The organism is Brachybacterium endophyticum, assembly GCF_003130585.1.
GTDB classification, from domain to species: Bacteria; Actinomycetota; Actinomycetes; order Actinomycetales; family Dermabacteraceae; genus Brachybacterium; species Brachybacterium endophyticum.
Map to the genome: position 1 here is coordinate 810,025 of NZ_QFKX01000001.1, position 12,873 is coordinate 822,897.

Consider the following 12,873-nt stretch of genomic DNA (forward strand, 5'->3'; position numbering starts at 1 on the left):
AACGGTGACAGATACCGACGCCCGGCCCGTCCTCGTCGTCGACTTCGGCGCTCAGTACGCGCAGCTGATCGCACGCCGTGTCCGCGAGGCCCAGGTCTACTCCGAGATCGTTCCGCACACCGCCTCCACGCAGGACATCCTCGCCAAGGATCCGCGTGCGATCATCCTCTCCGGCGGCCCCTCCTCCGTCTACGCCGACGGCGCCCCGCGCCTGGACCCGGCACTGCTCGAAGCGGGTGTGCCCGTGCTGGGCCTGTGCTACGGCTTCCAGGCGATGGCCGCGGCCCTGGACGGCACGGTCTCGCCGACCGGTGTGCGCGAGTACGGCGCCACCCGGCTCGAGGCCGTGGACGCCGCCAGCGAGCTGCTGCACGAGCAGGACATCGACCAGAACGTGTGGATGAGCCACGGCGACTCCGTGACCGAGGCCCCCAGCGGCTTCAGCGTGGTCGCGACCTCGTCGGCCTCCCCGGTCGCAGCCTTCGAGGACCCGGACAAGCACCTCTACGGCGTGCAGTGGCACCCCGAGGTCGGTCACTCCGACCGCGGCCAAGAGGTGCTCGAGAACTTCCTCTACCAGGGAGCCGGGATCGCCCCCGAGTGGACCACCGGCAGCGTCATCGACGAGCAGGTCGCCCGCGTGCGCGAGCAGATCGGCGAGGGCACCGCGATCTGCGGGCTCTCCGGCGGGGTGGACTCCGCGGTCGCCGCGGCCCTCGTGCAGAAGGCCATCGGCGACCGTCTCACCTGCGTGTACGTGGACCACGGTCTGATGCGCCTGAACGAGTCCGAGCAGATCGAGAAGGCCTTCGGGGAGTCCACCGGCGGCGCGAAGCTCGTGGTCGTCGACACCGAGGAGCAGTTCCTCACGGCGCTCGAAGGGGTCACCGATCCCGAGCAGAAGCGCAAGATCATCGGCCGCGAGTTCATCCGCACCTTCGAGCGCGCCCAGGCCGACATCCTGCGCGAGCGCGGCGTCATCGAGGGCGAGGGCTCGCAGGCGCACACCTCGGCCGAGGGCGGCACCAAGACCTTCCTGGTCCAGGGCACCCTGTACCCCGACGTCGTCGAGTCCGGCGGCGGCGAGGGCGCGGCGAACATCAAGAGCCACCACAACGTGGGCGGCCTTCCCGACGACCTCTCCTTCGAGCTCGTCGAGCCGCTCCGCACCCTGTTCAAGGACGAGGTGCGCGCCGTGGGCGCCGAGCTCGGCCTGCCCGACGGCATCGTCTGGCGCCAGCCTTTCCCGGGGCCCGGCCTGGGCATCCGCATCATCGGCGAGGTCACCCGGGAGCGCCTGGACGTGCTGCGCCGGGCCGACGCGATCGCCCGCGAGGAGATGAAGGCCGCCGGGCTGGACCGCGAGATCTGGCAGTGCCCCGTGGTGCTGCTGGCCGACGTGCGGTCCGTGGGCGTGCAGGGCGACGGCCGCACCTACGGCCACCCGATCATGCTGCGCCCCGTCACCAGCGACGACGCCATGACCGCCGACTGGGCGAAGCTCCCCTACGAGGTGCTGGGCCGCATCTCCACCCGCATCACCAACGAGGTCGCCGAGGTCAACCGCGTGGCCGTCGACATCACGAGCAAGCCCCCGGGCACCATCGAGTGGGAGTGAGGCCGGGCCGGTGACGTCGCCGGGCGACGACCGGGTGGTGGCCGTCCGGCCGCGGCCGGGGCGCCGTCGTCGTCGGGCCGCCGTCGCCGGGGCGCCGTCATCGGGGCGCCACCTGGTCGCCGTGTCGGCGGCTTGTCGTCCGAGCCGTAGGCCGGCCGGGCCTCCGAGGGACTAATAGCGCATCATCTGCCATATATGGCAGATGATGCGCTATTAGTCCCTTCGCGGCCCGATCCGGACGCCGCAGCCGCGGGCGGGCCCGCCTACGCCTGGGCGTCGCTCACCCCTCAGTGCCCTCACTGCCCGCAGGCCCCGCAGCGCCCCCGCCGCCTACTCTCCCTCGACCCCCTCCGGCTCCAGGAGCCGCGAGGCGTGGGCCGAGGCGTCGGCGTGCCAGGACTGCGTGCGCTCGAACGTCTCCCAGCCCATCGACGTGTAGAGGCCGTCGGCGCCGGTGGGTGAGTCGGCGTCGACCTCGAGGTCGACGTGGTCGCGCCCGCGACGGGCGGCGTCGGCGATGGCGGCGTGCAGCAGGGCCTTGGCGACCCCGTGGCCGCGTGCGCTGCGGTGCACCCCGAGGTAGTCGAGGTAGGTGCCCTCGCCGAGGCTGCCGTGGGCGGGGGAGGTGGAGGCGACCAGACCGCCGGCGGGCAGCCAGCCGCCCTCGTCCTCCCCGTGGTCGACCTCGGCGATCCACCACAGGTCCCAGTCGGCCGTGCGGGGCGCCTCGAGCAGGCGCTGGGAGAACTCCGCGAAGGATTCGCGGTAGGAGCTGAAGTGGTCCGCGAAGGACTCCTCGAGCATCCGGTGCACGCTGCGCACGTCCTGGGCGAGAGGCAGGCCCGAGGGATGACGGTGCACCCGGCGCACGCGGACCGACGGACGCGGGGCGGGGAGCGACGTGGCCTCCTCCGCGCGGGTGGGCCGGCGCATGTGGAGCCAGGTGCGCACCTGCTCGAGCCCGCCGGCTGCGAGCTGGGCGGCGCCGTCGGTATCCCGTTCGTCGATGTCGGCGGTCAGCTGGGTGGTCTCGACGCCGCGATGGCGCGCGAAGGAGCCCGCGACCTCGAACGCCCAGGTCATCAAGGTGGATGCGAGCTCCTGGCGCACGGGCGCGTCCGGGGCGATCACCCACTGCAGATCGGTGCGCCCGCGGGCGCGGTCCTCCAGGGCGATCCAGGCCAGGGGTGCCGCCTCGAGCGATGCGGTGCCGTCGGCCTCGGCGGGGACGATCACCACCTGCCGACGGGACCACGAGTGCAGCCCGACCATGCGGGAGCGCAGGTCCTCGACGTCCAGCGGGGTCTCCGGATCGATGGTGTCCAGGTGCGCGCGCAGCAGGCCGGCGACCCCGTCGACATCGCTCTCGATCGGGACGCGGGAGGCCAGCGGGGCGCCAGGGGAGTCGGGGAGGCGAGGGGGGAAATGGTCGGTCAGCAGCACCGCCCTATCGTTGCACGATGCGTCGGCCTCCTCGGCCTCCTCGGCCGACCTGCCCCCGCTCTCGGGACGGCCCCGCCTCCCCGGGAGCACTGCGGGCCCCGCACCAGGAGAGGTGCGGGGCCCGCGTGCCGGGAGAGGCCGTGCTCAGCGGCTGGCGTGCCGGCCGTGCTGGGCGGGGCCCTCGGCCCGGTGGGACTGGCGGCGTGCCGCGCGCACGTCCTCAGCGCTCGCCTCGCCGTGCCCGTCAGCGTGCTCGCTGCCCCGGGACTGCTCGTCGGCGCTCTGGGGGCGGGCGCTCTGGCTGCGCGTCTCGTCCCGATCGGACCCGGCGCTGTCGCCTCGATGGGCGTCGCCCGAGACCGCAGCCGACTCCTCGTCCTCGCCGAGCGAGGACTCCGCGAGCGGCTCGGATCCGCCCACGGCCGCGAACTGGCCGGTGGTGGTGGCGGGCTCGTCGGCCACGTGCAGGGTGTCGCGCAGCGGCATCTGCTTGATGAACAGCGAGAGCAGCAGCGCGGCGAGCACGAAGGGCACCGCGGTGAGGAACACGTCGTGCATGGCGTCGCCCATGCCGCTGCGGATCGCCTCGGCCAGGAAGCCGGGGAGCTTCTCGAGCTTCGAGGGGTCCAGCACCGAGCTCTCGAGGTCGGAGGACTCGATGCCGCCGCCGCTCGCCTTCATCTGGGCGAGCTTGGCGAGGTCCTGCTTGGGCAGCGCAGTGATCTTGTCCTGGATCGCGGTGGACATCTGCGCGCTCATCACGGTGCCCAGCACCGCGGTGCCGATGGTGGAGCCCATGTTGCGGAAGAACTGCACGGCGGAGGTGGCGACGCCCAGCTCGTGCTGGTGCACGGCGTTCTGGACGACCAGCGTGTAGACCTGCATGCACAGGCCCAGGCCCAGGCCGATCACGACCATCGCCAGGGTCAGGTGCCACTGGGAGTCGCCGTAGGACATGGCCTGCAGCAGGTAGTACCCGACGGCGAGCACGATCCCGCCGGCGACCAGGAAGATCTTGTAGTTGCCGAGCTTCGAGATCAGGATGCCGACCACGATCGAGGTCAGGATCATCGCGACCGACAGCGGGATCAGGATCGCCCCGGAGTTCGTGGCCGAGACGCCGAGGACGCCCTGGGCGTAGACCGGGATGTAGATGATCGCGCCGAACATGGCCACGGCGATCGCGAACGAGGCGGCGACCGAGAGCGCGATGATCGGGCGCACCAGCATGTGGATCGGCAGCAGCGGCTCGGCGACCTTGTTCTCGATGATCACGAAGACGACGAGCAGCACCGCGGTGATCGCGTACATCCCGATGATCACGGGGGAGGACCACTCGTAGGAGGTGCCGCCCCAGGTGGTGGCGAGCAGCCCGACGACCAGGGCCGGCGTCAGCGTGATCATGCCCAGCAGGTCGACCTTGCCGCTCTTGGCGGTGTGCTCGAGGTGCAGGAACTTGAAGATGAAGATGAAGGCCAGCACCCCGATCGGCAGGGTGAGGTAGAAGAGGTAGCGCCAGCCGAAGCTGTCGGTGATCGAGCCGCCGATCAGCGGTCCCACCACGGAGGAGACGCCGAACACGGCGCCCATCAGGCCCTGGTACTTTCCGCGCTGACGGGGCGGGATGATGTCGCCGATGATGGTCTGGGACAGCGGCATCAGGGTGCCCATGCCCAGGCCCTGCACGGCGCGGGAGAAGACGAGGAACCAGAAGTTCTGGGACATCCCCGCGAGGATCGAGCCCACCATGAAGATGGCGAGACCGGCGAGGTAGAACCAACGACGACCGTAGAGGTCGGAGAGCTTGCCGACGATCGGCACCGCCACGGCGGAGACCAGCATCGCGGCGGTCGCGATCCAGTTGTAGTGGTCCAGACCGCCGAGCTCGGCGACGATGCGGGGCATCGCGGGGCCGACGATGGTCTGGGAGAGCGAGGCGACGAACATGCCGAGCATGAGGCCGGCGAAGACGAGCTTGCCGGACCGGTCGAGGCCGGTGAAGACCTGCTCATGCCCACCGGCGGTTGCGCCGGTGGTGCGCGGCGCGGCTGAGGTGGTGGAGGACAAGAAGACTCCTGGGTCCTGAAGGGGCGTTGGGTGGTGGCACGGGGCCGGAATGGGCAAAGCGCTCCGTCGGGCTTCGACCGGACAACACTACTGCGATTGCAGTCACTGCACAATTGCAGTGACTGCACTTTTCTCGTGAGGTCCGCTACGGTCGTCGCCGTGGACAGCTCCCCCTCCGACGCCCCCACAGGTGCGTCCGACGCCCGCGCGGGCACCCCCGACGCCCCGACGGACACGACCGACGCCACCGCCCCGGAATGCGGGCTGCGCGAGCGCAAGAAGCGCCAGGCCCGCGCCGCGATGCACCGCGCGGCGCTCGAACTGGTCGCCGAGCACGGCCTCGACGGCGTCACCGTCGAGATGATCGCCGAGCGCGCCGGGGTCTCGCCGCGCACGTTCTTCAACCACTGGGCGACGAAGGAGACCGCGATCCTCGGTCTCGTCATCGACAGCCCCGAGGAGTTCCACCGCCGTCTGCTGACCGAGTCACCCGAATCGACGCCGGAGCAGGCGCTGCGCCAGGTGCTCCGCGAGATCATCCAGGTCGCCCAGACCGACCTGGACGTCCGGGAGCTGAAGAAGGAGGTGCTGCGGCGCGAGCCGCAGCTGCACGCGGTCAACGCCGGGCGCACCCATCACATCCAGGCCGCCCTGGTCACGGCCTTCGAGTACCGGGTGCGTCAGGGTGCGGTCGCTCCCGACCGTATCCCGTCGGCCGACGACGAGGCAGCCGGGGCATTCCCCGAGGGCCTGGGGGACGGCGGACCCGAGCACGCCCGCGCGGTGATCGCCGTGCAGATGGGCTTCGCCCTCACCCGCAGCGCCTTCTCGCTCTCGATGGCCGGCGGCACCGAGGTGGTCGACGAGTTCGACCGGATCCTGCGGATGGTCGACGCCGGGGACGTCCGCATCTGAGGGACGTCCGCATCTGAGGAACGGCCGGCCCGCGCGGGTCGGCTCCGGTACGGCTCAGCGCACGAGCACGCCGTGGCCCGTCCGCCACCCGCGACCGTCGGCCAGACGATCGCCGACCACCTTCTCGAGCCGTGTGCGGCGGGGACGCCGGATCGCCTCGGCGGAGCTGCGGGCGTGGAAGACGAAGAAGGCCGCGCCCTCGTCGTCGGCGTGGGAGTCGACGACGGTGAAGCGGTCCACGAAGGCCCCGATGTTCGAGTCGTCCCCGAGTTCGTCGACCAGGACCCTGTTCATCAGCCACGAATCGCACGTGAACTCACGACCGAAGGCGGGCATGTTCTCGGGGGCGGCGCGCACCAGGTCCGGGTAGGCGGCGGGGAAGTAGCGCTCCGCCTGCTCGAAGGACGCCTCGACCTCGCCGGGATCCAGCGGGCCCGTCGCGGGGATGTGCACGCCGATCACGGAGCGGCCGTCGGCCGCCGACCGGTGCAGGTCGAACTGCAGCCTGGCGAGGTGCACGAGGCGCCCGCGCCAGTTCATCGCCGTCCACGCCACCTGGTGCAGTCCCAGCCGCCCGCCCGTGCTCGCCCGGTGCACACGCATCTGCTGGCCGAGGTCGGCGAGCACCAGCCAGGACAGCTCCTCGCCGAGTCCGCGCTCCGCGTGCCAGGCGCGGACCACGTCGGTCGAGGCCAGGTGCGCGAGGATCGCCACCAGGCCCTCCCCGGGCAGGACGCGCTCCTGCAGTGCGTCGTGGGCCGCGGCGAGCTCGGCCAGCGGTGCCGGCGGGACCTCGAGCCCGGCCGCGCGCAGCAGGTTCGCGGTGCGGGTGACGGCGGTCAGGATCGCTGCGTCCTCGAGCGCCCGCGGGAGCACGGCCTCGAGCTCGCTGCGGTCCTCGCCGGTGATCCCGAGGCGCGGCAGCAGGACCTCGAGCGACGCGGGGGAGAGGCGCTCGCGCACCTGCGCCTCGTCCAGCGCATCGGGTGCCGCCAGCCCCGTGCTGAGCGGAGCGGGGGCGGGTCTCGATGCGTCGTCGCGGGTCATGCCGGAAGCCTATGTCGTGAGTGGGCGCCTCCGCGGTCCCCGGCCCGCTACGATCGTCCCGATCCCAGCGCTGCGAGGAGGACCCATGACCGACGAGACCGTCCAGCCCGACGAGACCGCACCTGACCTCGACGAGAAGGCGACCGCCGTGCGCGACGCCTACGCCTTCGAGGGCACCCGGATCCACCTCGGCGCGCTGGTGCGCCACGACGAGCCCGACCCGCAGGTCCCCGTGAATCTCGCCCTGGGCATGCTGAACCGCCACGGCCTCATCGCCGGCGCGACCGGCAGCGGCAAGACCAAGACCCTGCAGGTCATCGCCGAGCAGGTCGCCGCCGCGGGGACCCCTGTCTTCGTCGCCGACATGAAGGGCGACCTCGCGGGCATCGCGGTGCCGGGTGAGGGCAGCGAGAAGCTGACCGCCCGCGCGAGGGCACGCGGGCAGGAGTGGACGGCGCGCGCCGGCACCACCGAGATCTTCAGCCTGGGCGGGCAGGGGGCCGGCATCCCGATCCGCACCACCGTGAGTGACTTCGGGCCGGTGCTGATGGCCAAGACCCTGGGGTTGAACGGCACCCAGGAGTCCTCGCTCAGCCTGATCTTCCACTACGCCGACACCAAGGGCCTGGGACTGCTGGACCTCAAGGACCTGCGCGCCCTCATCCAGTTCCTCACCGACGACGAGGAGGGCAAGAAGGAGCTCAAGGGGATCGGCGGTGTCTCGGCCGCGACCGCCGGGGTGATCCTGCGCGAGCTCACCGAGTTCGAGAATTCCGGGGCCGACGTCTTCTTCGGCGAGCCCGCCTTCGACACCAAGGACCTGCTGCGCACCGCCGAGGACGGGACCGGCATCGTCTCGTGCCTCGAGCTGCCCGACGTCGCCACCCGGCCCACGCTGTTCTCGACCTTCATGATGTGGCTGCTGGCGGACCTCTACCAGGACCTCCCGGAGGTCGGCGACGCGGACAAGCCGAAGCTCGTGTTCTTCTTCGACGAGGCGCACCTGCTGTTCAAGGACGCCTCCAAGGCGTTCCTCGAGCGGGTCGTCCAGACCGTCCGGCTGATCCGCTCCAAGGGCGTCGGCATCTTCTTCATCACCCAGACCCCCAAGGACGTGCCCGGCGACGTCCTCGCGCAGCTGGGCAACCGCGTCCAGCACTCCCTGCGGGCCTACACCCCGGAGGACGCCAAGGCGCTCAAGGCGACCGCCTCCACGTTCCCCCGCAGTGACGACGACCTGGTCGAGGTGATCCCGGCACTGGGCACCGGTGAGGCCGTGGTGACCGTGATGAGCGAGGACGGCGCCCCGACCCCGGTCGCGGTCACGGCGGTGCGTGCCCCCGAGTCCTCGATGAACCCGGCGCCCGCCGAGGCCCTCGAGAAGATCGTCGGCTCCTCGTCGCTCTCGGCCTACGCCGAGGTGGTCGATCGCGAATCGGCCTACGAGATCCTCGGCCGACGCGACGAGGGGGCGAGCGCCGGTGGCGGAGCGGGGGCCGACGCCGCGGGCGGCGCGCCGGCGGAGAGCGCACCGGCCCCCGAGCGGGCGGGGCCCGAGTCCGATGCGTCGGGGGAGGAGAAGCCCGCGCGCGCCTCGAAGTCCTCGAGGAAGGACGACGGGATCCTGGGCAACCCCGCGGTGCGGTCGTTCATGCGCTCGGCCGGCACCGCGCTCGGGCGCGAGATCACCCGGTCCCTGTTCGGCACCCGCCGGCGCCGCTGAGGTCGGCCCGGGAGCCCGGACTGCGTCTCACCAGAACCCGGGTGGCTTCTCACCAGAAGTAGCCGCGCCCCGCGCAGAAGGTCGCGACCTGCTGCGCGCTCAGCCACTGGCGCTGGGGGAGGGAATCCGAGAGCGTCGCACCGGCGGGATCGGCGATGCGCAGCGTGCCCTCGTCGGCGTTGTAGCCGTCGATGGTCAGGAAGTGCTGGACGTCCTTGTCGTTGCCGCCCCAGCCGGGGTACTCCCCGGGCAGCACCCACCAGTTCACAACCGTCGCGAAGCCGTTGTCGGCGTTGTTGGTGGCGCGCTGCCAGAGCAGGTCGGCGTCCTCCTTCGTCGCCGTCATCGACTCCATGAAGTGATCCGTGTAGGTCTTGTCGGGGGTGTGGGCGTTCAGGACGGGTGAGATCGCACCGAAGGTGGTGCCGTCGTCGGTCGTGCCGAGCTCTCCGGCGAGGGAGTCGGGGGTGGGGGCCTCGCCGCGGGCGCTGAGGGCGATTGCGACCGCCGTCGGCCCGCACCAGTAGAGGGTCGACTGCTGCTGCCAGGTGGTCGGCAGCAGCGTCTCGCCGGCGGCAGCCGTCGCGGTCGCGGCGGGGAGGAGGGTCGTCCCGGCGCCCAGAGCGAGGGCGCTGAGTCCGGTGGTGCGGAGAAAAGTGCGACGGTCCAGCATGGGGGCTCCTTCGGGGAGGGGATGCGCGCCCGTCGTTGTGACGCGACGCACACCACTGTAGGGCCGGGCATCCCCGCGCAGGACGGGAACGGCCCCCGGGGGATCCCCCGGGGGCCGTTCTCCTCGTGCGCGCCGAGCGGTGTCGGCGCCGGCGTCGGCGTCTGGTCCGCCCTACTTCTTGCCCTGGTTGGCGACGGCCTCGGCGGCGGCCTTCGCAGCCACCGGGTCGAGGTAGCGGCCGCCCTTCTCGAGCGGCCGGAAGTCCTCGTCGAGCTCGTAGACCAGCGGCTGGCCGGTGGGGATGTTCAGCCCCGCGATCTCCTCGTCGCTGATGCCGTCGAGGTGCTTGACGAGGGCGCGCAGCGAGTTGCCGTGGGCGGCGACCAGCACCGTCCTGCCCGCCTTCAGATCGGGCGTGATGCCCTCCTCCCAGTAGGGGAGGAAGCGCTCGACGACGTCCTTCAGGCACTCGGTGTGCGGCAGCTGCTCGCCCAGGTCGGCATAGCGGGGATCCTGGTCCTGGCTGAACTCGGTGCCGAACTCGATCTCGGGCGGCGGCACGTCGTAGGAGCGGCGCCAGGCCATGAACTGCTCCTCGCCGTACTTCTCGCGGATCTCCGCCTTGTCCAGACCCTGCAGGGCGCCGTAGTGGCGCTCGTTCAGGCGCCAGTCCCGGCGCACCGGGATCCAGTGGCGGTCGGCGGCGTCCAGCGAGAGGTTCGCCGTCATGATCGCGCGGCGCAGCAGAGAGGTGTGGACGACGTCGGGCAGCACGTCCTCGCGGGCCAGCAGCTCGCCGCCCGCGATCGCCTCGGCCTTCCCGGACTCCGACAGCGGCACGTCGACCCAGCCGGTGAAGAGGTTCTTCGCGTTCCATTCGCTCTCGCCGTGGCGGAGCAGCACGAGTGTGTAGGTCATGTCCCCAGCGTAATCCACCCTCTCGCCGTGAACCTGGTCGTGACCTCCTGTGCACTTGCTCTCCGGAAGTTCCAAGAGTCGTCCCAGCTGGCTACCATGGGAGAACCGGGCGCCCGGACGATGTCGACCGCCGCGCCGCCGCGACGCCCCGCGCGTCGCCTCCCTCTCACGAGCCGCGCCGAGGGTTCCTCTGCGCCGTCCGCGCGATCGCTTCCCTCGGGTGCCCGTCCACAGGACGGCCGACAGAGCGGAGCACAGCGTGCAGGATGCCGAGCAGACGACACCGAAGACCGTGGCGAGGGACCGCAGGGCCGCTGAGGGCCCGCGTGACGAGCGCCGCCCACCCTCGACGAGCGAGGAGATGCAGCGCGGTCCCACCGATCTGGGGCCCGCGGGCGGGATCACGGTCAACAAGGTCGTCCTCGGTGTCTCCTCCGCCGTCATCCTCGCGTTCTCGCTGTGGGCGATCCTGAGCCCGTCGGGTGCGCAGAGCACGCTCTCGGGGGTGGTCACCTGGATCTCCACGAACGTCGGCTGGTTCTACGTGCTCACCGTGACCGTGGTGATCGGCTTCGTGCTCTGGGTGGCGCTGTCCAAGCAGGGCACCGTGCGCCTGGGGCCGGACCACTCGCGGCCGCAGTACAGCCTGTTCACCTGGGTGGCGATGCTGTTCGCCGCGGGCGTCGGCATCGACATGCTGTTCTTCTCCGTCACCGGCCCTGTCACCCAGTACTACGCGCCGCCGACCCTCGACGCGGAGAGCGGCGAGGCGGCCCGTGACGCCGTGGTCTGGACGATCTTCCACTACGGGGTCGCCGGCTGGTCGATGTACTCGCTGCTGGGCATGGCCATGGGCTACTTCGCCTACCGCTGGGGGATGCCGCTGAGCATCCGCGCCGTGCTCTATCCGCTGTTCGGCAAGCGTGTGCGCGGTGCCACCGGGCACGTGATCGACATCGTCACCCTGGTGGGCACCGTGTTCGGGGTCGCCACCTCGATGGGCATCGGTGTGGTGCTGCTGAACATCGGCCTCGAGCACCTGCTGGGGCTGCCCGCGGGGCTGGCCGTGCAGATCGCCCTGGTCGCCGTGGCCGTGGTGATGACCATCGCGGCCTGCACCTCGGGCGTGGACAAGGGCATCCGCCTGATCTCGGAGCTCAACATCTGGATCGCCGCCGCGATGCTGCTGTACATCATCGTCACCGGCCGCACCGCCTTCCTGCTCTCCGCGATCGTGGAGAACATCGGTCGCTTCGTCACCACGCTGCCCGGCCGCACCATGGAGACGATGGCCTACGAGTCCGGCGGCTCGGAGTGGATGGCCGGATGGACCCTGTTCTTCTGGGCGTTCTGGCTGGCCTGGGGCCCCTTCGTCGGCCTGTTCCTGGCCCGGATCTCCCGCGGGCGCACCCTGCGTGAGTTCGTGCTCGCGGCGATCACCGCACCCGTGCTGTGCGACCTGCTGATCGTCTCGGTGTTCGGCAACTCGGCGATGTCCGAGGTGCTGGGCGGCAACGACGCCTTCGGCAAGCTCGCGATGAAGAGTCCCGAGGAGGGCTGGTACGCGCTGCTGGAGATGTTCCCGGGCGCCTCCTTCCTGATCGGCCTGGCCACTCTCTCCGGGCTGCTCTTCTACCTGACCAGCGCGAACTCCGGGGCGATGGTGATGTCGAACTTCTCCTCGACGATCCGGGACCCCGGTGAGGACGGCCCCAAGTGGCTGCGCATCTACTGGGCGGTGCTCACCGCCGTGCTGACGGTCGCGATGCTGATCGCCGGCGGGGTGACCACGATGGAGTACGCGACGCTGATCTTCGCGCTGCCCGTCACCGTCATCGCCTACCTGGTGATGTTCTCCTTCACCAAGGTGCTGCGGATGGAGGCCGCCGAGCGCGAGGGCTGGGCGCGGCTGCGCGCGGCCGGACTGCGTCGCGGCGGGGCCGGGCGCTCCTGGCGCCAGCGCATGGCCTCGATCCGCGCCTACCCGGGACGCGATCAGGTCGCACAGTTCTCCGACTCCGTCGTCGGCCCCGCCCTCGAGGCGGTCGCCGAGGAGTTCCGTGCCTCGGGCACGGCCGCCGCGGTCGAGCGCGCGGAGGAGCCGCTCACCGGGGTCGACGAGTACGTGCTGACCGTCCCGATGGGGGAGGAGCGCGACTTCCTCTACAAGGTCGCCTCCGTGCAGGCGCCCGTCCCGCAGATCGGCTCGAAGGCCTCCCGCGGCGAGACCCGCTACTGGCGCCTCGAGGTGTTCTCCCAGACCGGCTCGGCCGGGTACGACCTGATGGGGATGACCGACCAGCAGATCATCGAGGACGTCCTGGACTCCTACGAGGCGCACCTCGCCTTCCTGCACCTCAGCACCGAGCACGACGGGCTCTCCTCGATCGCGCCGGTCGGTCTGGAGACCGGACAGGAGTCGATCGCCGGGGAGCCCGCGCCGCCACGGATCGGGTGAGGGTCGGGGCG

9 protein-coding genes are annotated in these 12,873 nt (G+C 71.2%); 4 read left to right on the plus strand and 5 right to left on the minus strand.

Going from position 1 to position 12,873, the window contains the following annotated elements:
- Positions 1-4: 4 nt before the first annotated feature.
- Entirely contained in the window at positions 5-1,618 is a 1,614-nt protein-coding gene (guaA, locus tag DEO23_RS03535; protein WP_109274593.1) for a glutamine-hydrolyzing GMP synthase, read from the plus strand.
- A gap of 330 nt (positions 1,619-1,948) precedes the next feature.
- On the opposite strand, the gene DEO23_RS03540 is transcribed toward guaA, so the two are convergent.
- Together DEO23_RS03540 and DEO23_RS03545 are read right to left on the minus strand one after the other, a co-directional pair.
- A complete protein-coding gene (locus tag DEO23_RS03540; RefSeq protein ID WP_109274594.1) occupies positions 1,949-3,061 on the minus strand; it encodes a GNAT family N-acetyltransferase in 1,113 nt (370 codons plus the stop codon).
- Positions 3,062-3,205: 144 nt separating this feature from the next.
- Positions 3,206-5,128, minus strand: coding sequence for an MDR family MFS transporter (locus DEO23_RS03545; protein WP_109274595.1), 1,923 nt, complete (start codon positions 5,126-5,128; stop codon positions 3,206-3,208).
- 159 nt (positions 5,129-5,287) lie between these two features.
- Here DEO23_RS03545 and DEO23_RS03550 point away from each other — a divergent pair, with 159 nt between their 5' ends.
- A complete protein-coding gene (locus DEO23_RS03550; protein ID WP_240613186.1) occupies positions 5,288-6,043 on the plus strand; it encodes a TetR/AcrR family transcriptional regulator in 756 nt (251 codons plus the stop codon).
- A 54-nt stretch (positions 6,044-6,097) separates the two neighbouring features.
- Here DEO23_RS03550 and DEO23_RS16040 read toward each other — a convergent pair whose 3' ends face one another.
- Entirely contained in the window at positions 6,098-7,090 is a 993-nt protein-coding gene (locus DEO23_RS16040) for an acyltransferase domain-containing protein (protein ID WP_165831706.1), read from the minus strand.
- A gap of 85 nt (positions 7,091-7,175) precedes the next feature.
- Here DEO23_RS16040 and DEO23_RS03560 point away from each other — a divergent pair, with 85 nt between their 5' ends.
- Positions 7,176-8,813, plus strand: a complete 1,638-nt coding sequence (locus DEO23_RS03560; RefSeq protein WP_240613187.1) for a helicase HerA-like domain-containing protein — start codon at positions 7,176-7,178, stop codon at positions 8,811-8,813.
- A 49-nt stretch (positions 8,814-8,862) separates the two neighbouring features.
- Here the strand turns inward: DEO23_RS03560 and DEO23_RS03565 are convergent, their stop codons facing one another.
- A complete protein-coding gene (locus tag DEO23_RS03565) occupies positions 8,863-9,486 on the minus strand; it encodes a C39 family peptidase (protein WP_109274596.1) in 624 nt (207 codons plus the stop codon).
- Between the two features lie 171 nt (positions 9,487-9,657).
- On the minus strand, positions 9,658-10,404 hold the full coding sequence (locus DEO23_RS03570; protein ID WP_109274597.1) for a phosphoglyceromutase: 747 nt from the start codon (positions 10,402-10,404) through the stop codon (positions 9,658-9,660).
- Positions 10,405-10,765: 361 nt separating this feature from the next.
- Between DEO23_RS03570 and betT the strand changes: the two genes are divergently transcribed.
- Positions 10,766-12,862, plus strand: coding sequence for a choline BCCT transporter BetT (gene betT / locus DEO23_RS03575; RefSeq protein ID WP_109274822.1), 2,097 nt, complete (start codon positions 10,766-10,768; stop codon positions 12,860-12,862).
- Positions 12,863-12,873: the final 11 nt, after the last annotated feature.

Coding starts and splice junctions, on each gene's coding strand:
- DEO23_RS16040 (WP_165831706.1), bottom strand. CDS start 7,090: ATGACCCGCGACGACGCATCGAGACCCGCCCCCGCTCCGCTCAGCACG.
- DEO23_RS03560 (WP_240613187.1), top strand. CDS start 7,176: ATGACCGACGAGACCGTCCAGCCCGACGAGACCGCACCTGACCTCGAC.
- DEO23_RS03565 (WP_109274596.1), bottom strand. CDS start 9,486: ATGCTGGACCGTCGCACTTTTCTCCGCACCACCGGACTCAGCGCCCTC.
- DEO23_RS03570 (WP_109274597.1), bottom strand. CDS start 10,404: ATGACCTACACACTCGTGCTGCTCCGCCACGGCGAGAGCGAATGGAAC.
- betT (WP_109274822.1), top strand. CDS start 10,766: ATGCAGCGCGGTCCCACCGATCTGGGGCCCGCGGGCGGGATCACGGTC.